We start from the raw sequence: 20,974 nt of genomic DNA on the forward strand, positions 1-20,974 counted from the left end.
AATCCTTTTGCATAGACCTCACAAGTAAAGCATAAAAACATCAATCATTCCTATGCTTTACAATGTTTTAAGTTCCATTTTCTAGATTAGTTGTAGGGCTATATTTGAATGCTTATTCCGGCTTTTGATTGATTAAGCGGATTAACAGGCTGCCGTCGAGTAGGGCACGCTTCACTAGTGCTAGGCCACCAATGGTCGGATTGTTTTGAAAGTGCGCCGCTTGCACTGGCAAGGCATCAGCAAAAGAGCTTAAGGCTTGATGTTGAATGCATTGCTTGATGGTGGGCAATAAAATGTCTTCAGCGGCCATTATTTCACCCGCTAAAACAATTTTTTGCGGGTGAAACAGGTTAATGGCAATCGCAATGCTGCTACCCAATACTGTGGCAACACGTTGCAGTACTTGTCGGCATAACATGTCGCCTTGTTTAGCCGCAAAACATACGTCTTCAATGGTAAAGCCGGCTTCCAGAATACTTGGGCTACCTTGCTCAATTAGCGCTTGCAAACGAGCGGCAATGGCGGTGTTCGATACAATGGTTTCTAGACAACCTACATTGCCACACTGACATTTTTGGCCTAGTGGGTCGACTTGAATATGACCAATTTCGCCAACATCGCGGTGTTGGCTCATAAATACCTGACCATTAACAATGATGCCCGCACTAGTACCGCTATGTACGGTAATCAGTATCGAGTCTAAACAGTCTTTGGTCGCGCCAAAGTAATGTTCTGCTAAAGCCATCGCACGCGTATCGTTACCGATATAAGCGGGTAAACCAAAACGGCTCTCTATCATTTCACCTAATGGGCAATCGCGTAGTTGGTAATGTGGGGTATAAACCACAATGCCTTCACCGGGATTAACTAAGCCTGACAAGGTTACTGCTACCGCAATAAGCTGCTTTTGTTCACTAACATGCTGTTCAATAAAGCTGGCAATTTTGTCGAGTAACTCTTGGGTTAACGGACCTTGCTCAAGTTCGTTTACTGAGAGTTTGTCGTGGGCATGAGATACCCCGCTTAAATCAAACAGTGAAATATCTAAAGCACCACGACCCAATCGTACCGAGATAAAGTAATAACTGCCTTGCTCTGCCATTAAAGAAATAGCGCGACGCCCCCCGGTGGAGGCTTGTTGGGCAACTTCTTTTATTAAGCCTGTTGCTAGCAGTTGGCGGGTAATTTTTGTCACACTGGCCGGAGCTAGTTGGCTCTGCTCCGCAATTTTCACACGCGAGATTGGCCCTTGTTGGTCAATCATGCCATATACTGCAGCAGTATTTACCTGCTTAACTTTATCTACATTTACGATTAATTTGTCATTCATCTTTTTGATTAAAACTGAGTCAATTGGCCATCGCTAATTGCAAGGGTGACATTAAAGTCCTGATCAAACGCGGTTAAGTTTGCGGTGTAACCTGCCTTGATTCTGCCTAGGTCGTGATCCCTGTTAATAGCAGTTGCTGGGTACAAAGAAGCCATTCTTAAACTGTCTCGAAGAGATAAACCTACTGATTGTACGCAGTTTTTTACTGCTTCAATCATGGTTAAAGCAGAACCGCCGAGTGTACCATCATCACCAAAGCAAATCCCATCTTGAACTGTGATCTTACGTCCAACAAAATCAAAGCTGCTTATATCAGCGCCAGCTGCAGCGGTTGCGTCACTAACTAAACATAGCTTGTGGCGCAATAATCGTTTTGCGATGCGCACATTGGCGTTTGACACATGGTGGCCATCTACGATGATGCCTGCGTAGAGGTTGTGGTCAAATATAGCGCCAAGTACACCTGGCTCTCGCCCGGTCATTGGGCTCATGGCATTAAACAAATGAGTGGCAAAGCCAGCCCCGGCATTAATGGCGTCGCTTGCTTGCTGGTAGTTTGCGTTGGTATGGCCTAAAGAGACCAAGATGCCTGCTTCTTTAAGTGCGGAGATGCTAGCTAGCTCAACCTGTTCAGGCGCAAGGGTGACCTTTTTAACCGCGTCATGATTGTCGAGCAAAAAGCGTAATCGTTGTTGGTTAAGTTGACGGATCAGCTTCTCGCTATGAATGCCTTTTTTATCAACACTTAAGTAGGGGCCCTCTAAGTGAAGACCTAAGTTAACTGTGCCGCTATTTTTGCTGTGTTCTCTAGAAACGTTAACCGCTTGCTCCATTTCCTCATCATTGGTGGTGATAAGGGTAGGCATGAAGTTAGTCGCACCACTTTTTAAATTAGTTTGATGCATACGCTCTAAGTTGGTGCTAGAGAAGTCGCCATTAAGCATTACTCCGCCACAGCCGTTTAGCTGTAGGTCGATAAAACCTGGGCAAAGTACCGAGCCATTTAAGTCTACGCTGCTAATTTGTGGCGATACTTGTTGGTTAGGCACCACCGAACTGATTTTGTTGTTATCAACAAGCACCGAATAGCCGTTTAGCAATTCACAACCATCAAACACTAGTGCATTGGTTAGGGCGTACATCATTGGCTTATCCTAAATATTCTTGATGTTTTCGGCTTCCAGCTCATGAAAGTAACGTACTGTTTTTACTTTCAATTCCATAGTGGAAGGTTGGTCACATACTATCATCGCTTTCGGATGAAGTTGTAGGGCAGAAATAGTCCAAAGGTGGTTTACGCTGCCTTCTACCGCGGCTTCTAGCGCTTGGGCTTTGTTGTGTCCGGTCACCAATATAAGAATTTCTTCTGAATCAAGTAGAGTTCCCACTCCTACCGTAAGCGCCAGTTTTGGTACTTGCTCTAAGCTGTCGAAGAAGCGTGAATTAACCATACGGGTATCTTCGGTAAGGGTTTTAACCCGCGTTCTTGAGGCCAAAGACGATGCCGGTTCGTTAAAAGCGATATGCCCGTCAACACCTACGCCACCCATAAACAAGTTTATTTTTCCGTATTGTTTAATTTTAGCTTCGTATCTGGCGCATTCTGCTTCTAAGTCTTCGGCGTTACCGTCGAGCAAGTTAATGTTCTCTGCAGGTATGTCTATCTGCGAGAAAAAGTTGTTGTGCATGAAGCTGTAGTAGCTTTCTGGATGGTCACTAGGGATCCCAACATATTCATCCATATTAAACGTTACAACGTGCTCAAAACTTAGTACACCCTGTTTATGCAGCTCTATTAAGTGTTGATAAGTAGCTAGCGGCGTACCTCCAGTAGGGCAACCTAATACAAATGGGCGCTCAGCTGTAGGCTTATAGGACTTAATTTTCTCTGCGATATAAAGGGCGGACCATCGTCCTACTTGGTTTTTGTCGAGTAATGGTATTAATCTCATGATCGTTCTCCACTAAATTTAGGCTTAGTTTAGCAATATAATTCTCTTTGAAAAATAAGTTTTCGATATTTTGTGATAAACAGCCTGTTTTAGTCTCTATTGTTCGTGCTTGTGTCGCATTTTTGCGGTTCTTTATTTGCGCGTGAATTTTTATTATTTACACTGCGAATTAAGTTCTTGGCGGATCATTAATCAACGAAATAACCAATGATGCACCAAGCTCGAATAGGCAAACGCTACTGGAAAATTGAACTTGGTTATTAATAACCATAACGAGGGATACTATGTTTAGCTATTTACAAAAAATTGGTCGAGCCTTAATGGTGCCCGTTGCTGTGCTACCAGCAGCAGCCATTTTAATGGGAATAGGTTATTGGATTGATCCGAACGGCTGGGGCGGTAATAGCGCGCTGGCTGCATTTTTGATTAAATCTGGCGCTGCTATTATCGACAACATGTCGGTACTGTTTGCTATTGGTATTGCCTATGGTATGTCTCGTGACAAAGACGGTGCTGCTGCGCTAGCCGGTTTTGTTGGCTACATGGTAATAACCACTTTGCTTTCTCCGGGAGCCGTAGAACAAATTGGCTTGGTAACGCTAAGTGACGCAAGCACACTGGCGTTTTCTAAAATCGAAAACCAATTTGTAGGTATTATCAGCGGTATTATGGCGGCCGAACTGTATAACCGTTTTTATCAAGTTGAACTGCATAAAGCATTGTCCTTCTTTAGTGGTAAGCGTTTAGTTCCTATTCTTACCTCGGTAGCCGGTATTGTGGTGGCCTTTGTATTAATGTACCTGTGGCCGTTAATTTTTGGTGGCCTAGTTACTTTTGGTGAGAGTATTACCGGTATGGGCTCGGTAGGCGCGGGTATCTACGGTTTCTTTAACCGCTTACTCATTCCAATTGGCCTTCACCATGCACTAAATGCTGTGTTCTGGTTCGATATGGCCGGCATTAACGATTTAGGTAAGTTCTTGAGTGTTGCTTCTGATGCTGTGCCTGGAGAAACAGGCCGTTACATGGCGGGCTTCTTCCCGATTATGATGTTTGGATTACCAGGGGCGGCGCTAGCTATCTATCACACCGCTAAAGCTGAGAACAAAACTAAAGTTGCTTCAATTATGATTGCCGCTGCTACAGCTTCGTTCTTCACCGGTGTAACAGAGCCGCTCGAGTTTGCCTTTATGTTTGTAGCTCCAGTACTTTACGTTGTACATGCCTTACTCACTGGTATCTCGGTATTTATTGCTGCGTCTATGCAATGGATGGCGGGCTTTGGCTTTAGTGCTGGTTTGGTTGATATGGTGTTGTCATCACGCAATCCGCTTGCTACCAACTGGTACATGTTGATTCCACAAGGCTTAGTATTCTTTGCAGTTTACTACTTTGTTTTCAAAACAATGATCATCAAAATGAACCTAAAAACGCCGGGGCGTGAAGATGCCACTGAAGAGGAAGCTAGCTTAAGTGTAGGTGGTTCGCACAGCGATACAGCCGACTTAGTACTAACAATGTTAGGTGGTACCGACAATGTAGTGCTAGTTGATAACTGCGCAACGCGTCTTCGTTTAGAAGTGAAAGATAGTGACCAAGTAAATGTAAATGAACTTAAAAAACATGTACCTGGCGTTATTATTCCAAGTAAAACGGCGGTACAAGTGGTGATTGGTCCACACGTAGAATTTGTTGCCAATGAGCTGAAGCTATTGGCGGCCAAATAAAAGAGCAAGGAAAAAGCAGTCGTCCTTAACTGCTATTGTGGTGATAGTGTTTGGCCCTCATTAGAGGGCCTTTTTTGTGACTGTTTTATATTGATTTTTGTATTGGTTACTGAGTTATTGCAGCAGGTTCGGCATAGGCTTTGGTTCCCCATAGCGGTACTGTAGACAAGCTATGTTTGTAACTGCCCGATGTTTCTTTGGTTGAGTAAGACAAATACATTAGGGTTTGTGATTCTTCATCAAAAATTCGGCGTATTTTGAGTGATTTGAACAAAATGCTTTTCGACTTTTTAAATACCACTTCACCAGATTTGCTTTTATCTATGTTAGCTAACATCGCTGGGGTGATTTCGCCAGTTTGGCGACAAGATATAGACATATCGCTGGGGTCTGCAAAGTCTAGATCGGCTTCTACATTAGCGATGTGACAGGTCACTCCGTCGATTAACGGATCCTTCAATACACTGATTTTAATGTCTTTAGTGGTAAGTAAGCCTAAAGATACATCGGCGACTTCATTGCTATCACAAGCAGTGAGTAGGGCGCAGGCCAGAATGGTACTAAGGATCTTTTTCATAAAATCACTTTTTTAAATTTATGTCTCGTTACAGTATCTTAGTACGCTACTAAGCTTGGACGCATTTAGCAAATAACGCTAATTGCTATTAACTTACAGTAGCTGCAAATTTCATGATGTTATGCACTTTCTAGCGAAGTTAGATTTGGCAGCTTTCAAGGAATAATTATGCCTATAAAAGTGGTTACCTTATCGGAAGCATTTAAACAACTTCGTTTTGTAAGTGATCGTCGGCCGGAATCTACAGCAGAAGACTTAGCAGGCGTATTTTCTGAGTTATCTGCATATCGCAATGGCGGCATCTACATTGGCCATTATGCTGGCAATAGCGAATGGGAGCGACATTCAGAAGGTGATGAAATTGTTCAAATTATCGAAGGCTCTACCTCGCTTATTTTGTTACAGGAAGAGGGTGAACAACGTATCGCGCTAAGTGCGGGGCAGTTAGCGGTGGTTCCGCAAAATCTATGGCACCGCTTTGAAACACCCGAAGCGGTAAAAGTAATGACGGTAACGCCTCAACCAACCGATCACCAAGTAATTAAGCCAGCTTTCAGCCAATAAGCTTGCTTGCGAGTTAATTAAACAAGGATGCCAGCAATGGATAATCTGCTTTTTAGTATTAGAAAAGCGATGCAACAATCGAGTGATTTGCCTTTTTCGGTATACTCCTCGGTGTTAGAACAGCAATTGCACAATGTACCTATTAGCAAACCCTTGTTGATTGTGGTGTTAAGCGGAGACAAGCAACTTGGTGGCGACAATAAAATTAACTGTCCGGCTGACCATTTTATTTTTCTGTCGGACAGCCCAGCCATAAACATGCGAAATATTCCTAAGGCTAAGTTGTATTTCGCTTTGTTAATAGAGTTTGATTACCAAGACTTTGAAGAGTTGCCGATTGGAGAACAGCCGGATAAAGACTACTTTGCAGACAAAATACCAGTCCCATTAAGGCAAAGTTTACAACAGTTTGTTGAATGCAGTAGTTGGGCAAATCAGCAGATATTGTCTTTAAGGAAGCGAGAAATATTGGCCTTACTTTATCACCTTGGTTATCAACAAGTGGCTATGATGCGAAGCAAAAACAAAGTATCGCATCGGCTGCACGAGTTGTTTACGAAAAGTGGTTTTAAAGATTTATCAACTAAAGCCATTTGTGAAAAGCTGGCGATGAGCGAATCTACATTGCGCCGTAAGCTCAAGCTTGAAGGTAGCAGTGTACAAGCAATTAAAGATCGTTCTCGTATGAGCTTGGCTCTGCATTTATTACAAACCAGTGTCGAACCGATAGGTTTAATAGCAGAGCAGTGTGGGTACCACTCGCAATCTCGATTTACCGACAAATTTAAAGCATACTTCGGCCTAACCCCTCGAGAATTAAGAAAAACCCGAATGAACGAATAAGGCGATAACTTGACGGTTTTTGCGCTAATTATGTAATTAGGTAAGTTCTATGATGACTCCTCATTATTTGTTTAAGGGATTTATTATGAGAGCGTTATCTGCCGCAACTGTTTTCTTTTCACTAATCGGGTGCAACATAGCTATGGCTGAGAGTCTAAGCTTGTCGAGTAATGACATTAGCCATGGAGAGCTAATGAGCAAGCAGCAAGAGTTTGTCGGGTTTGGTTGTACTGGGGGGAATATGTCACCGCAGCTTTCCTGGAAAAATCCACCTAAAGGCACCAAAAGCTTTGCCATTACTGCCTATGATCCAGATGCACCGACCGGAAGTGGCTGGTGGCATTGGCAGGTAGTTAATATCCCCTTAGGTACCCGTTCCTTGGCAAGTAATGCCGGTAGTGTCGAATCTAAGATACTGCCAAGTGGTAGCCGTCAGATTGAAAACGACTATGGTGTTGAGGCATTTGGCGGAGCTTGCCCTCCAAAAGGACATGGTATGCATCGCTACCGATTTACCTTGCATGCCCTGTCGGTTGAAAAACTAGATTTACCAACAAGAGCCTCGGGGGCCTTGGCCGGTTATATGATTAATGCCAATACCTTAGAGTCGAGCACCATTGAAGCTTTATACCAGCGTGAATAATCGAGTTTGCTTTCTGCACTGTTGCTCTTAGCGATGAATCTAAGAGCAACGATTAATGCGACCCTCGCTAACTGGCGGTAAGGCCCACAGGTTCCTCCTTAGCTTTGCTTTTGGTATAGCCAGCTAGATAAGTTTTAGTAAGATAAAAGTTGCTAAATTGCTCTTCAAAATCTTGCGCAACACTAGCCTCAGCAATGCCTGTAGCTAACAAGTTGAATTGCCAAGCTTGGACTTTGGGTAAGCCTTCTAATAAGTCGAAGCCTGTTTTTCGTTTGATAATGTCAGCGCGGTGCAGCAGCGGTAGCCAAGCGATATCAACTTTACTTACATGGTTAGACTTAAAGAAAGCCGTTGTTCCAGACAACTTTTCTTCTACTTTGCTAAAGGCTTTAATTAGTTTTTCACTGCGCTCTTCAAAGGTGGTTTTGTCTTTGCTGCTCATTGTGCCGCACTGGGTTAAATAGTGCTTTGAACCTAAGTAACTCCATGCTCGCTCCATGGCTCGCTGCTCGTTAGTAACATCAGCTTCTATGGAACCAAATTCATCTTCGATGTATTCAATAATGGCGTCTGACTCAAATAACGCAGTATTGTTCTCTGTTACTAGAACGGGAACTTGCCCATTAGGTGAAATATCTAAAAACCACTGCGGTTTGTCTTTCAAGCTAATGTATTCAATCTCGTAAGCTATGTTTTTAGTTTCTAAAGCTGCAGTGACGCGCTGAACAAATGGGCAAATTTTAAAGCTAACAATTTTAATCATGATGTACTCATCGTATTGGTGAATTACTTATAAGACGAACCAGATGAGAAAAAGACGAATTTTATTCGCTATCTATTTAGGTACACCAAAAGACTAGTTTTAAACTTATGCCATCCATTGCTGATTTTTGCTTCGAATCAACGCTTAAGAACTATAAACGAACCATCTGCTTAACATAGGGTAAGTTTAAACCTTAATAAAATTAGGGGTTTATGGCCTACATGAGTTTGAAATAACGACTTGCTCAACAGTCTTTTTAGTTTAGTATATCGGGCTGAAATGGAAGTCGTACCCTGTTAAATGGACCTTATATGCTGAATAGAATGAAATATACGCTACTCGTTTTTGCTGCTGTGCTTGGACTAACGCAGCAAGCCCATGCTGGGTTTATTGCTTATACCGATCGAGCTGCATTTGAAAATGCTGCTGGTGCAGAGTTAGCCTTTGAAGGATTCAATGATCCAGCTTTGCTGAACGAAGACTTAACGATTAGTGCGAACCGTTATAGAAGCACTAGTAGTTTAGTTAGTGAGGGCGCAAAAGCCCTTAGTATTTTTGAATCAAATACTTTCACCATTGATTTTGAACACGATGTGTTTGCACTTGGCTTTGATTTGAACGAGCTTAACTCATCTCATTTGGATTATTTGGATAGTGCAGGCCACATAATCGATGAAGCGCTAAAGATTACCGATGTGTGGTATGAAAGTACCTTTTTCGGCTTGATTAGTGATACAGCGTTAAGATCCTTTTCATTGGTTGGATCAGGGAGTAGTTCAGCGGTTTACGGTTTTGACGCGCTTTCTTATACCGCAGCAACACCTGTACCAGCTCCGCCTACTTGGCCATTAATGTTGGTTGGTTTAAGTTTGGTGTTGTTACGTTGTTATAAACGTACTTAATTGATTGCTTCTCTCGCTTAAAATAAAAAAAGACGCTTCATAGCGTCTTTTTTATTATTTGATGGACATACTTACTAGCGTTCTACGCGAGCCAGCGCAATGCCCATCATTACAAACAGCGAGCCGAATACACGATTTTGCAAGGCTACAAACTTCGCTTTTCCTAACCATGGTTTTACCGCCGAAGCTAAGGTGGCATAACTAAACATCACGGCGCAATCAATCATTACTACTGTAAGACCTAAAAGCAGGTACTGGCCGGTCATATCTTGGGTTGGATTAACAAACTGCGGTAAAAATGCAGCAAGAAAAATAATTGATTTTGGGTTCATTAAGTTAACGATAAACCCTTGTTTGATAAGTTGTGAGCTGGATTTAACGGCTACATCTTTTCCAGTTAGCGCTACTGATTTCTCAAAGAATTTACTAATGCCTAAATAAAGAAGGTAGGCTGCGCCTAGATACTTTACTACGGTGAACGCTATCGCTGAAGACGCTAACAGTGCGCCTAAACCAATCGACACAATAAGTAGATGAGTAACCAAAGCTAGTTGTAAGCCAGCTATGTTTTTACATGCCTGTTTAAAACCACCACTTAATGAATGGCTAATAGTGGCTACTGTGCCAGCTCCTGGTGAAATACTAAATACAATACAAGCAGCTACAAAGGTGAGCCATACACTGAGCAACATGGGGAAATCCTTGTGAAGAAGCCCTTAAACATTGCTGCAATATCGCAGAATAGCCTAAGGGCGTCTAGAGCTTGCCGTAAATTGTTTAGCTTTGGCGTTTAGAAGACAATATTGGCAAATATACCGCCAAGAAAATCAAACTCGTGATTATCCAAAGTCCTGCACTTAAATTCCAAGCTAACAAAGCATCAGCAAGGGGCAAAAAAGTGCGTATTAAAGTAGCCGCTACTAAGAGGATAAACGCAATGCTAATAATCGGCTTGATGATCAATGTTCTGCCGGTATGGCCAAGCGATACCCGGCTCATCATGGCAAAAATCATTAAGCCAATGGCTCCAATGGTAATGATATGCAGCGCATTGCTAAAGCTTAGTGAAGTTAGGTAATAGCTCGCGCCAAGAGCAATTAACCCCAAGGCCATAAGCAAATACGATATGTGTAGCGACCATAACAGCGGCACTTTTAGGGTGTTAATACTGCGCCAGTAAGCTAAGCGTAATAAGTGAAACAGCCCAAGTAACATTAAACTTAGTGGTACAAGTTGATAGGTATTTACAAAATAGCTAGCAATAAAAGCCGCAGTGGTTGCAATTGCTAATGGACCTACCAAGCGATTGATCCATGCTGGGCATTCGATGGGGGCAGTTTGCGCGCCGCGAACGGTAAAGAAGGGAATAACTCTGCCGCCCACTAACGCCATCATAATAGTAAACAATAAAACCATGGCTCGGCTTAAATGCAGCGCCAGGCCACTGTTTGCTGTTAAATCACCGCCTAATATAAGCAAGTTGACTAAACCCATTACCGAAAGCAGTGCAATAAAGATGTAGTTACGTCGATTTTGCGCAGCAAATACCAACTTACTATAGATGATTACAACAGCTAGCCACCAAAGGCCTTGTAAGATGGTCGCCAGTACCGCACTTTCGGCAGTATTTATGTAAAAGGCAATACGAGTTAAACACCAAAGTGCTACTAAAGCAGCCAGCGCTTTTCCCTTTATGCTGGGCTGGCCGGTCCAGGTTTGTACTGCAGTAAGAATGAAGCCAACTGCTACGGTAGTGCCAAAGCCAATTAGCATTTCATGAGCATGCCACACATGCGGACTTAACCCACTATGGCCAATTAGCATATGGCCGTTTAGTAATAATATCCAAAGCGCCAAGCTAAGTGCCGAGCTAAAGGCTGCTAGCAAGAAGAAAGGGCGAAAGGCTAATTCGAAGATTGGGTGTTGATGCCAATGTTGTGCTGTATCGTTTGTATCTGGCTCAGCAATTTTAATCACTATATAACCTCTTGACCAAGTTCGTTAAATCCTACGCAGCGTAACACGTAACCAACTTTTAATACGCCAGCAAATACAATGGTAGATATGTGTGCAGTAATTTGCATTGGAATAGAAAAAGCCTGTGCTAAGGGGTAGGAAATGATAATGGATGAAATGATCACAAGCAGTGAGACTAGCATTAACCAGTTTCCACCCACTATGCAACGCATGTATTGGCGAAAAGCACTTGGTTTGTTTGAATCTACGAATAAAGGAAAGTGTTTCATGGCATTCTCCTGATACTAGCTATTTGATATTCATTTCTCGTTTACAAAAGTACTTCGCAATCTTCATACCAACTATTTAAAGCCGCTAAGACCAGTGAATTCGCCGACTCTTGAAATGATGGTGTCATAATGACACGTAGATATTCTTTGTCATTTTGACTACTATAGGTATAAATGAGGAGTTGTAATGTCAGATATATCTTCAAAAGCCTTAATCGAGTTAGCTTTAGATTTAGCGCAAAATCTTAGTAGTAAAGATCGATTCGACCGGTTACTGGATACCGTGCGAAAAACCATTGCTTGTGATGCAGTGGCTCTGCTTGCAGTAAGAGGTGAGCAACTCACTCCTCTTACGCTGCAAGGGCTTAGCCGAGATACTCTAGGTAGGCGCTTTTATCTGTCGGAACATCCGCGCTTTCAACAAATTTGTGCTTCCAGTATGCCGGTGCGTTTTCCGGCTAACTGTGAGTTACCCGATCCCTATGATGGCTTGTTGATCGACCGAGAAGGTGATTTACCTGTTCATGCCTGTATGGGGTTACCCTTGTATTTTGATCAAAGCTTAATTGGCGTGCTTACCTTAGATAGCTTTACGCCTGAAGTATTTGATGACATTCCCAATAGAACACTTGAAGTAATTTCCGCCATGGCGGCTGCTAGCCTTAATACAGGCTTAACCTTAGACCTACTGGAACAGCAAGCTCACCATTCGCAACAAGTATTGGAAGAACTAAATCAAGCAGCTTGGCATCACAACAGTGATGAAATTGTCGGTGAAAGCCCAGTGATGAAACGCCTCAAACAGGAAATTGCCTTGGTGGCACCATCTGATTTTACTATCTTGATCCAAGGGGAAACCGGTGTAGGTAAGGAGCTAGTTGCCCGCTCTTTGCACCTTCAATCATCTCGTTACAAAGCGCCAATAGTGCATGTGAACTGCGCGGCCTTACCTGACAATTTGATTGAAAGTGAGCTATTTGGCCATGTTAAAGGCGCGTTTACTGGCGCCGATAAAAACCGCGCCGGTAAATTTAGCATTGCTGATGGCGGCACTATTTTTCTCGACGAAATAGGTGAGTTGCCTTTGGCTGCCCAAAGTAAGCTATTGCGAGTATTGCAAAACCAAGAGGTGCAGGCGCTTGGGCAAGACAAAATTCAAAAAGTAGATGTCCGGGTGATTGCCGCCACGAACCGGGATTTAGCAAAGGAAGTTGAGCAAGGCCGGTTTCGCGCCGATTTGTATCATCGCTTATCGGTCTACCCTGTGTTGGTTCCACCTTTAAGAGAGAGAGTGGGGGATGTTCAATTATTAGCGGGCTTTTTTGTGGAGCTGGTTAAACGCAAATTGGGGATTCCACAAATAAAACTTCAAAGTGATTTGGTGGCTTATCTAAATGCCTACGATTGGCCTGGCAATGTTCGGGAATTAGAGCATCTAATTAGCCGTGCAGCGCTAAAAGCGCGAGCTCACCAAAGTGGTAAAGCTATTGTACGAATTAGCGTTGCCGATTGCGGTGAGCTTAAATCAGCTGATATTGTAGAATCTTCCTCATATCAATCGACTGCACCTACAAGCATTGCTGCTGGCTTTAACTTACGCCAAGCAACAGACGCGTATCAAAAAAGTTTGGTAGCAGCGAGTTTAGAAAAACACCAAGGAAGCTGGTCTACGGCAGCAAAAGAGCTAGGGGTTGATAGAGCCAATCTAAGCCGCTTGGCAAAACGTTTGGGTTTAAGTGTGGACAAAGTGGTTAAACGCTAAACTATAGTTTGCTTGTGTACGTAGTTACTGAGACACCTAACATCAAGGACGAACTGTGAATTACATATTATCGACAGGCTTCGCGCTTTTACTACTCTCAAGCCCAGCGATTGCTGAGCAAACCAGCCAGTTTGCGTTAATTGACCATGAAGGGGTAAAAACCTGGGTTAAACGCGATGGTGATAAGCTACTTCACTTAAATGCTTCTCCTTTAGATGAAGGCCAAGTTAATGGTCAAACATCGGCTGAGGCATCAGCTAAGTACTTAATGCCGATAAAACCGGCCACAGTATTTGCAGTGGGTTTAAACTATCGCAGCCATGCTGGAGATGCAGGTGCCAGCAAGCCAGAAATTTTCTATAAGTCATATAGTTCTCTCAGTATTGGAGGACCGTTGCAGCTCCCAAAGGATGCGCGAAATGTGCATTTTGAGGGAGAGCTGGTGGTTGTGATTGGTCAAAACTGCTCAAAGGTATCTAAGCAAAATGCTAGAGAATGTATATTTGGTTACACAGTAGGGAACGATCTCACCGAGCGCTCTTGGCAAGGTCGAGATTTGCAATGGTGGCGGGCTAAAGGTGCCGATGGCTTTGCCCCCATTTCACCTTGGATAACTCAAACTACAGCTCAAAACCAGTTCACAGTGACCACTAAGCTAAACGGCGATATCGTTCAACAAGAGTCGTCGGCGAACATGATTCACTCTGTAGAGGATATTATTAGTTACATTAGCCAATATGTAAGCTTGCAAGCTTATGATGTGATCTTTACTGGTACACCGGGAAGAACTAAGGCACTAAAGAGTGGAGACCAAGTAGAAGTGAGTATTGAAGGCCTAGGCAAGGTGTCTACTCAAATAGAGTAAACACCTAGGTTATATGGCGTTATTTTACTGGAGTTAAGCCCTTATTGCGATTGTCTACAGCGCCGTCTAGATCAAAGTCGGCTGACTTCCACGCGCTGGCTTCTTGGTGAGTGAACTTTTTGGCGGCCCATGCAGTGGCTGAAGAAAGATCAAAGCCTGAATCTATCCAGCCTCGGGCGTCAACAGCAGTGAAGGCTTGGGCCCAAGCTGTGATTTGGTTTGGGTCAGTAAAGTTTTGGTCTATAAATTCTTTAACTTGTGGTTGGCTCATGCCTGCTCGGACATAAGTTTGAACTTGTTCAACATTTACCCCGATTTCTTTCCAAGATGCAATTTCAGATTCTGACATACCATCCCAGGTGGGTTGGCTAGAACAAGCAACCAATAGCAGGATGCTAAAAGCAACACTAAGTAGACGCATGACATATTCCCTTAATTATCAACAGTAACCATTAATCACTATAAACCATGACTACAAATTCGCCATTTCCTTAACAAAACCATAAGTAAGAAAATTAGGGGGGAATGACTTTGATTCCAGTCTTATTGGTAAAAGTTACAGCAAGGCCCTGGTTGAGTTTAGCCAAAAGGAACGCAAAAAAGTTAATCAACCGAAGCTGTTTAATCGCAAGGCAAGGATGCAGAACAGATGCATAAGGCGATCTTTTCATCGCTTGTTCGATGGTTGCTTGTACTAAGGCTAAGAATCAGGGATTATACGGCTTTAATTAGCGTTTCATTATTTATAGGTAGGCTGGTATGAGTGAGGCGGAAAATCGCCCTAGCAATTTCATTCGTCACATCATTGATGAAGATCTTAAATCCGGAAAGCATGACACAGTGCATACACGTTTCCCACCGGAGCCAAATGGTTATCTGCACATCGGCCATGCTAAGTCGATTTGTTTGAATTTTGGTATTGCTCAAGACTACCAGGGCGCATGTAACTTGCGCTTCGATGATACCAACCCTGAAAAGGAAGATATCGACTACGTTAACTCAATTCAGCAAGACGTTAAGTGGCTTGGTTTCGATTGGGATGGTGAGGTGTGTTACTCATCAAACTATTTTGATCAGTTATACGCTTATGCTGAAGAGTTGATTCAAAAGGGTTTGGCCTTTGTTTGTTTCTTAAATGCCGACGAAGCGCGTGAGTACCGCGGAACCTTAAGCCAACCAGGTAAAAACAGCCCTTACCGCGATACTCCTGTTGAAGAAAACTTGGCGTTATTTAGAAAAATGCGCGCGGGTGAATTTAAAGAAGGTGAGTGTTCGTTACGCGCCAAAATCGACATGAGCTCTTCGTTCATGTGTATGCGTGACCCGGTTATTTATCGAGTTCGATTTGCTCATCACCACCAAACCGGTGATAAGTGGTGCATTTACCCAATGTACGATTTTACGCATTGTATTTCGGATGCGATCGAGGGCATTACTCACTCTTTGTGTACGTTAGAATTCCAAGATAACCGTCGTTTATACGATTGGGTACTGGAGAACATTACCATTGAGACAGTACCGCATCAGTATGAGTTCTCGCGTTTAAACCTTGAATACACGGTAATGTCTAAGCGTAAGCTAAATACTTTAGTTACCGATGGTCATGTAAACGGATGGAATGATCCACGCATGTTAACCATTGCTGGTTTGCGTCGCCGAGGTTATACCGCTGCATCAATCGTCGAGTTTTGTAAGCGCATTGGCGTGACCAAGATGGAAAACATGGTAGAAATGCCAATGTTAGAAGCATGTATACGTGACGACTTAAATGCCAATGCACCTCGTGCAATGGCAGTGTTAGATCCAATTAAAGTGGTAATCGAAAATTACCCTGAAGACAAAGTAGAACAGCTATCTGCACCTAATCACCCTAGCGAAGATATGGGCGAACGAATTGTGCCATTTAGTCGTGAGCTGTACATTGAAGCTGAAGACTTCCGTGAAGAAGCTAACAAGAAGTTTAAGCGCTTAGTGATCGGTAAGGAAGTGCGTTTACGTAATGCTTACATGATTAAAGCCGAGCGTTGTGATAAAGACGAAAACGGTAATGTTACTACTGTTTATTGTACTTATGACGACACCACCTTAGGTAAAAACCCTGAAGATGGACGTAAACCAAAAGGCGTTATCCATTGGGTGTCTGCTGAACATGCCAAGCCTGCGGAAATCCGTTTGTACGACCGTTTGTTTACCGTTGCTAACCCAGCTGCAGAAGAAGATTTCACCGCAGTGCTTAACCCTGAGTCATTGGTAGTTAAACAAGGGTTTGTTGAACCAAGCTTAGTTAAGGCAGAAGCGGAACATGCTTATCAGTTTGAACGTCAAGGTTATTTTTGTGCCGACAGCGTAGATTCAAGCCCGGAAGCTTTAGTGTTTAACCGTACTGTAGGTTTGCGTGATACTTGGGCTAAAATTGGTGGCTAGGTGCCAGTAATTAAACGTTTGCCAATAGAGATGGAGTTGTATCGATGAGCAAAACGACTTTGGTTAGCCAAGCTGATGCCTTACTAGGGCGCTTGGAGGCGATAGAGTTAGACGGAATTCATGCAGTAAACGGCAGCAATTACCTAGAGCAAGCTAGCGCTGATCAGGAAACTGCTTATTTTGGTTTAGGCTGTTTCTGGGGCGCTGAGCGTCTGTTTTGGCAACAACAAGGCGTAATTACAACGGCAGTAGGTTATGCTGGTGGTTTTACACCTAACCCAAATTACGATGAAGTGTGTACTGGCTTAACCGGGCATACTGAGGTTGTTAAAGTAATTTACGACCCAAGTGTGATTAGCTATCAACAATTGTTGACCTGCTTTTTTGAGCAGCACGACCCTACTCAGGGAATGCGCCAAGGTGGGGATGTTGGAACTCAGTATCGCTCGGTGATATTTGCTACCAGCAGTAAACAGCTAGAGTTGGCTAAGCAAGCTCAGCAGGCTTATCAAAAAGCCCTGCAAGGTGAAGGCCTAGCTCATGCTATTAGCACTGAGATAGTTAGTTTTGATACTTTCTATTACGCAGAGCTTTACCATCAGCAATATCTGCACAAGAACCCCAATGGATACTGTGGTTTAGGTGGCTTAGGGGTATGTTTACCACCTTGGCTTCAAGACTAAGTAAAAAGCAGCCTAATGGCTGCTTTTTTTAACTCTGTTGATAATCGCTAGCTACCATCTTAATAGCATTTTCATTGGCTGGTTGGTGCTTTGTAAGCCGCACATTTCATCGTAGGCAGAGTGCTGAACTAGCCACACCTTATCGATGGTTTGGTCTTGGTAGTGTTGTTTAATGCTAGAAATACTGGAGAACCTAACAGCGGGGTGACTGTTCTTGCGAAGCGCTTGTTGAGAGTTGTCTTGTTGCTCGTTAACTAGGTAGATGTCACCTTCATGAGAATTAATTATCAGATCCATATAAGCCTCCTTAGTTTGTGTATTAGATACGCAACAAACTAACGAGAAGATGATTAAGACTAAAAATAAATGGAAAGAGTTGGGGGGGGAGATCCGCCCCCACTGTCTTATAAACTAGCGACGCAGTTTTAAGATACTAATAGGGCAGGTAATGCCTAGTTTCTCTGCGGCTTGTTTAAATCCAGCCTCTAAACTTTCGAAGCTCATATTTGAAGTGAACTCCATGCAGAGCATGTCGCGCTCTTTTTCGATGTTCCAAAGTACGGCTTCATCGGCGGTGGCAGATTGGACTAGCGGTAGTGCTTGTGTAATTGCTGCGCTTATTTTTGCTTTATATCTCATGAATCACCTTTAAGACAGAAAGGGTCGCAGATCTCTTACTGTCTAACTACTAGATATTTATCGTTCCAAGGTTATTAGGGCAATAGCATATTGGATTCTATGTCCAATGCGAAGCCATTACTTCTTCTCATCATCCATGACTCAATCATCTTAAAGCACTTTTGATTACAAGACTGTGTAAAAGTTCGCATATTACGATAAATATGACATTTTTTAGTTAAATATAAGTTTTAAATGCTAAATGTTAGATATCAATTAAGATAAATAGCTTAATTGATAATCACTTTTAATTTCAGCTACCTATGGCCTATTGTTATTTCTGACACTAATTGATGGACCAGGTTATCTAAGGTTGAGAAGTCATCTTCAAAAAGAATTTGGTTTTTTGCTTTGCTTGAGAAAGGTAATAGCTCTAACCAACGCAACACTACCCAATATTCGTCGTCGTAAGCAAAAAAATCAGGATGTTGCTCGTAAAGCTCATGCTGAGTTAATACCTGTTGTAGTTTTTCACTTAAGTCATCTTCAACTGCGGGAGGCTCTTCAAGCTGCCAATTGGGTTTAGCTTGAGCAAAAGCGCTATAAAGCTTATCGTCGGCCTGGCTGGTATCACTTAAGTCGACGCGTTTGATGCCGCGAATAGTAATGCCCAGCATGCCGTCTTCGAGTTGCTCAAAGTCCTCTATTTGGCAATGAACGCCTATGTTGAACTCTGTATGGCCTTCTGCCAGTGGCTGGCATAATACAAAGCCCTTAGCTTCTTCGCTAGCTATAGAGACCAAGCGCAAATAACGCGGTTCGAATATGCGTAGTTTGCTTAGCCCTCCGGGCAAAACAAAAAGCTCTAAAGGAAACAAGGGTAAGCGCATAGTCCACCATATCCAATATAATTAACTTCACAAATTACTACGTGGTTTACTGCTTGGGTGATCAATTCTCTCTATATTAATTATATTAGCTCACGGGTATTCCACTGTGAAAACGAAATACCTTATCTTGCTGAGAAATTAACTGTGCTTCTTGTTGGCCAATGTTGTTGACTCTTTGTTGGAGCTCTTGTTCATCGATGATCATATTGGCTAAGCTCAAATAGTCTTGATAGTGGCGGGCTTCAGAGCGCAATAATGATATATAGAACTGGCCAATGGCCTCGGGTAAAAGTGGCGCAAGCATAGCGAAACGCTCACAAGAGCGCGCTTCGATATAAGCCCCAACAATCAATTTGTCGGCTAGGGCTTGCGGTTCATAGTGACGAACTTGCGATATTAGGCCCTTGGCATAACTACCTGCAGTGAGATTTTGGTAGTGAATGTTAAACTGATGCATGATAGAAAAAACCTGTTCAAAGTGGTGCAGTTCCTCTTTAATTAGCAGCCGCATTTTTTCAATCAATGCTATTTGAAAATCAGATAGTTGCCCCTCTGATCTAGTTTCTGCTTTAGCACTTAATGTTGATGTTCTGTTTGCAGAGTTATCGTTAGGACTACCTACTAGATCATGCAGCTGAGACAATAGCTGTTGGTCAAACTTGCACCGCTGCATTAAAGCCAAGGTTGTAAGAGCTGCGTTTAGTTGCTCGTTATTGGCTTTGTCTAAGCCTAACGGAAAGAACCAATCAATAAATACCTGAACAGACCAGCGACCCGCCCGAAAAATAATGAATTCATAGGGAGCTAGCAATGCTTTTATTTCTTGTTGAATCAATGGCTGATTAGCGCCGGCATACTTGAGCATCAGTTTGCTTGCGGTGGCGGCCGCTTTCCACTCCGCATTTGCGTGATCGATTAACAAAACCTTTAAGTTTTCGGGCTCTTTAGCTATAGCTAGCCATTGCTTAGGTGTTGAGCAGTATAAAAAATTGTTAATGGGTTCGAGCAGCGCGGAGTAAGGCATTGGCAAATTTAGTGTATTCACTTCAAGTTAATGAAGTTTCACCCATTTGGAGTCTTGTTTTCAAGTACTTGATCAGTACACTTAATGGCGGTTTTAACTGGGACACTGAAAATGGAACAAATTAACCAGCATTTCGATAAACTATTAGACCCTTTAGCACGCTTAGATGAGCTGTGTGCCAAGTTACCTTGTGGTGATAAGAAGACTCGCCTGCTAGACCAAATTGCCGCTATTAAAGAACAAAACGAACAGGCAAAGCGTGAGTTAAAGGCTTTCTTATCTAATTAGTTGTCGCGTTTGCAGCGCTAACATCGAGACTTTCTAAAAGCACTGCTCTCGGTTCCCCGTCTAAATCTACCTCTTCTATTTGTTGCTCTTCCGTTTGTTGAGCTTTGGTCGAGTTTTCTTCGATAGAGTTTTTAACAGCTGCACTTTCATCAATGACCGCTTCGTTATCGATTACGGGTGGTATTTCTATATGCTGTTGTAACAAAAACTGCTGCTGTGCTTGGTTGAGCGCTTTGGCGGAATGCTGATTGAGCAAGGCACGAATTAGCGTCAAACTCATATCAAAATCAGACTCAAGGTATTGTTGGCGAGCACTGCTTAAACGTAGCTTTTGTTTTAGCTCCCATGTTTTGGCTAAGTTTTCTTGGCTTAGCGCAGGCATAGTGGGTTTTGCAGGTTTATTGCTGTTATTAATGGTTGTAGTCAGCTGTTTGCTTACTTTGTTTAATTGCTGGTTAGACTGATACCAGCCATTGGCTAGAACTACCGCCACTACAGCAAGTATCCCAACAAGCGCTGGCATTAATATCTTTTTTAATCGTTTGGTTTCTTTAATTTGCGCCTGTTTGGCAATCGCTACGCTAAGTTTTTGAATATAGAACTGTTGTTGATGAATGGTTTTTTTTAAGGCAAGGACTTGCTTGTTCGAATCATCCAAAGATTGCTCTATGGCAATCGCGCCTTCGCCTAACAACAGTTTTTGATAACTGTTTTTAATTAAAATCATCAATTGCGCAGAACCGCCTTTGTCGGGGTGGCAGCGGCTGGCGAGTTGTTTGTAGCGAGTTTTTATTTGCTCCTCGGTAGCATTTTCCGGGAGATCAAATAATTGAAAGTGCGTGGTCATGGTTTAGTGTTACGTTTACTGTCCCT

Annotated in this window: 24 protein-coding genes; 10 read left to right on the forward strand and 14 right to left on the reverse strand. The window is 42.9% G+C overall.

Annotation, left to right across the window (positions count from 1 at the left end; translation table 11 throughout):
* Window positions 1-112: 112 nt before the first annotated feature.
* Genes LQZ07_RS11800 through nagB form a run of 3 tightly spaced genes read right to left on the reverse strand, consistent with a single transcriptional unit; the run spans window position 113 to window position 3,282 of the window.
* The gene (locus LQZ07_RS11800) at window positions 113-1,330 is read right to left on the reverse strand and encodes an ROK family protein (RefSeq protein WP_152782519.1); all 1,218 of its coding nucleotides are present in this window, start codon (window positions 1,328-1,330) and stop codon (window positions 113-115) included.
* Window positions 1,331-1,338: 8 nt separating this feature from the next.
* Entirely contained in the window at window positions 1,339-2,475 is a 1,137-nt protein-coding gene (nagA, locus tag LQZ07_RS11805) for an N-acetylglucosamine-6-phosphate deacetylase (RefSeq protein ID WP_227981367.1), read from the reverse strand.
* A 9-nt stretch (window positions 2,476-2,484) separates the two neighbouring features.
* The gene (nagB, locus tag LQZ07_RS11810; RefSeq protein ID WP_152782521.1) at window positions 2,485-3,282 is read right to left on the reverse strand and encodes a glucosamine-6-phosphate deaminase; all 798 of its coding nucleotides are present in this window, start codon (window positions 3,280-3,282) and stop codon (window positions 2,485-2,487) included.
* Window positions 3,283-3,566: 284 nt separating this feature from the next.
* On the opposite strand from nagB, the gene nagE reads away from it, so the two are divergent.
* Complete coding sequence (gene nagE, locus LQZ07_RS11815) at window positions 3,567-5,009, forward strand: N-acetylglucosamine-specific PTS transporter subunit IIBC (protein ID WP_152782523.1); 1,443 nt, start codon at window positions 3,567-3,569, stop codon at window positions 5,007-5,009.
* A gap of 106 nt (window positions 5,010-5,115) precedes the next feature.
* On the opposite strand, the gene LQZ07_RS11820 is transcribed toward nagE, so the two are convergent.
* Window positions 5,116-5,586: a CreA family protein gene (locus LQZ07_RS11820; RefSeq protein WP_016401071.1), complete on the reverse strand. Its 471-nt coding sequence runs from the start codon at window positions 5,584-5,586 to the stop codon at window positions 5,116-5,118.
* Between the two features lie 168 nt (window positions 5,587-5,754).
* On the opposite strand from LQZ07_RS11820, the gene LQZ07_RS11825 reads away from it, so the two are divergent.
* The 3 genes from LQZ07_RS11825 to LQZ07_RS11835 all read left to right on the forward strand — a co-directional run bounded on the left by LQZ07_RS11825 (window position 5,755) and on the right by LQZ07_RS11835 (window position 7,636).
* Window positions 5,755-6,150, forward strand: a complete 396-nt coding sequence (locus LQZ07_RS11825) for a cupin domain-containing protein (RefSeq protein ID WP_152782526.1) — start codon at window positions 5,755-5,757, stop codon at window positions 6,148-6,150.
* Between the two features lie 36 nt (window positions 6,151-6,186).
* Window positions 6,187-6,993, forward strand: coding sequence for a helix-turn-helix transcriptional regulator (locus tag LQZ07_RS11830; protein WP_152782528.1), 807 nt, complete (start codon window positions 6,187-6,189; stop codon window positions 6,991-6,993).
* Between the two features lie 85 nt (window positions 6,994-7,078).
* Window positions 7,079-7,636, forward strand: coding sequence for a YbhB/YbcL family Raf kinase inhibitor-like protein (locus LQZ07_RS11835; protein ID WP_152782530.1), 558 nt, complete (start codon window positions 7,079-7,081; stop codon window positions 7,634-7,636).
* 67 nt (window positions 7,637-7,703) lie between these two features.
* On the opposite strand, the gene LQZ07_RS11840 is transcribed toward LQZ07_RS11835, so the two are convergent.
* Window positions 7,704-8,399, reverse strand: a complete 696-nt coding sequence (locus LQZ07_RS11840; RefSeq protein ID WP_152782532.1) for a glutathione S-transferase family protein — start codon at window positions 8,397-8,399, stop codon at window positions 7,704-7,706.
* A gap of 311 nt (window positions 8,400-8,710) precedes the next feature.
* Between LQZ07_RS11840 and LQZ07_RS11845 the strand changes: the two genes are divergently transcribed.
* A complete protein-coding gene (locus tag LQZ07_RS11845) occupies window positions 8,711-9,301 on the forward strand; it encodes a hypothetical protein (RefSeq protein WP_152782534.1) in 591 nt (196 codons plus the stop codon).
* Between the two features lie 74 nt (window positions 9,302-9,375).
* On the opposite strand, the gene rhtB is transcribed toward LQZ07_RS11845, so the two are convergent.
* The 3 genes from rhtB to LQZ07_RS11860 form a co-directional block, all read right to left on the reverse strand.
* Window positions 9,376-9,993, reverse strand: coding sequence for a homoserine/homoserine lactone efflux protein (gene rhtB / locus LQZ07_RS11850; RefSeq protein WP_152782535.1), 618 nt, complete (start codon window positions 9,991-9,993; stop codon window positions 9,376-9,378).
* 85 nt (window positions 9,994-10,078) lie between these two features.
* Window positions 10,079-11,278 (reverse strand): NnrS family protein, encoded by a 1,200-nt coding sequence (locus LQZ07_RS11855; protein ID WP_249483656.1) that lies wholly within the window; start codon window positions 11,276-11,278, stop codon window positions 10,079-10,081.
* On the reverse strand, window positions 11,278-11,547 hold the full coding sequence (locus LQZ07_RS11860; protein ID WP_016401063.1) for a hypothetical protein: 270 nt from the start codon (window positions 11,545-11,547) through the stop codon (window positions 11,278-11,280). The genes LQZ07_RS11855 and LQZ07_RS11860 overlap by 1 nt, the downstream gene beginning before the upstream one ends.
* A 187-nt stretch (window positions 11,548-11,734) precedes the next feature.
* On the opposite strand from LQZ07_RS11860, the gene norR reads away from it, so the two are divergent.
* Both norR and LQZ07_RS11870 read left to right on the forward strand, forming a co-directional pair.
* Entirely contained in the window at window positions 11,735-13,309 is a 1,575-nt protein-coding gene (gene norR / locus LQZ07_RS11865; protein ID WP_152782537.1) for a nitric oxide reductase transcriptional regulator NorR, read from the forward strand.
* Window positions 13,310-13,364: 55 nt separating this feature from the next.
* Complete coding sequence (locus tag LQZ07_RS11870) at window positions 13,365-14,174, forward strand: fumarylacetoacetate hydrolase family protein (RefSeq protein WP_249483658.1); 810 nt, start codon at window positions 13,365-13,367, stop codon at window positions 14,172-14,174.
* A 19-nt stretch (window positions 14,175-14,193) separates the two neighbouring features.
* On the opposite strand, the gene LQZ07_RS11875 is transcribed toward LQZ07_RS11870, so the two are convergent.
* On the reverse strand, window positions 14,194-14,595 hold the full coding sequence (locus LQZ07_RS11875) for a hypothetical protein (RefSeq protein ID WP_152782539.1): 402 nt from the start codon (window positions 14,593-14,595) through the stop codon (window positions 14,194-14,196).
* A gap of 338 nt (window positions 14,596-14,933) precedes the next feature.
* Here LQZ07_RS11875 and glnS point away from each other — a divergent pair, with 338 nt between their 5' ends.
* Window positions 14,934-16,598: a glutamine--tRNA ligase gene (gene glnS, locus LQZ07_RS11880; RefSeq protein WP_152782541.1), complete on the forward strand. Its 1,665-nt coding sequence runs from the start codon at window positions 14,934-14,936 to the stop codon at window positions 16,596-16,598.
* A gap of 44 nt (window positions 16,599-16,642) precedes the next feature.
* The gene (gene msrA / locus LQZ07_RS11885; RefSeq protein WP_152782543.1) at window positions 16,643-17,281 is read left to right on the forward strand and encodes a peptide-methionine (S)-S-oxide reductase MsrA; all 639 of its coding nucleotides are present in this window, start codon (window positions 16,643-16,645) and stop codon (window positions 17,279-17,281) included.
* Window positions 17,282-17,332: 51 nt separating this feature from the next.
* Here msrA and LQZ07_RS11890 read toward each other — a convergent pair whose 3' ends face one another.
* From LQZ07_RS11890 to LQZ07_RS11905, 4 genes are all read right to left on the reverse strand, one after another.
* Window positions 17,333-17,689 carry a DUF6482 family protein gene (locus LQZ07_RS11890; protein WP_368666394.1) on the reverse strand — a complete coding sequence of 119 codons (357 nt, stop codon included), beginning with the start codon at window positions 17,687-17,689 and terminating at the stop codon, window positions 17,333-17,335.
* Window positions 17,690-17,692: 3 nt separating this feature from the next.
* Entirely contained in the window at window positions 17,693-17,920 is a 228-nt protein-coding gene (locus tag LQZ07_RS11895) for a hypothetical protein (RefSeq protein ID WP_016401056.1), read from the reverse strand.
* Window positions 17,921-18,216: 296 nt separating this feature from the next.
* Window positions 18,217-18,789: an LON peptidase substrate-binding domain-containing protein gene (locus tag LQZ07_RS11900; RefSeq protein ID WP_016401055.1), complete on the reverse strand. Its 573-nt coding sequence runs from the start codon at window positions 18,787-18,789 to the stop codon at window positions 18,217-18,219.
* 85 nt (window positions 18,790-18,874) lie between these two features.
* The gene (locus LQZ07_RS11905; RefSeq protein ID WP_249483660.1) at window positions 18,875-19,834 is read right to left on the reverse strand and encodes a tRNA-(ms[2]io[6]A)-hydroxylase; all 960 of its coding nucleotides are present in this window, start codon (window positions 19,832-19,834) and stop codon (window positions 18,875-18,877) included.
* Between the two features lie 90 nt (window positions 19,835-19,924).
* Between LQZ07_RS11905 and LQZ07_RS11910 the strand changes: the two genes are divergently transcribed.
* Complete coding sequence (locus tag LQZ07_RS11910; protein ID WP_016401053.1) at window positions 19,925-20,101, forward strand: hypothetical protein; 177 nt, start codon at window positions 19,925-19,927, stop codon at window positions 20,099-20,101.
* Here LQZ07_RS11910 and LQZ07_RS11915 read toward each other — a convergent pair.
* Entirely contained in the window at window positions 20,094-20,948 is an 855-nt protein-coding gene (locus LQZ07_RS11915) for a J domain-containing protein (protein WP_152782547.1), read from the reverse strand. The two genes, LQZ07_RS11910 and LQZ07_RS11915, sit on opposite strands and share 8 nt — an antisense overlap.
* Window positions 20,949-20,974 lie beyond the last annotated feature (26 nt).

The organism is Agarivorans sp. B2Z047, assembly GCF_023373605.1.
In the GTDB taxonomy this organism is placed as follows: Bacteria; Pseudomonadota; Gammaproteobacteria; order Enterobacterales; family Celerinatantimonadaceae; genus Agarivorans; species Agarivorans albus.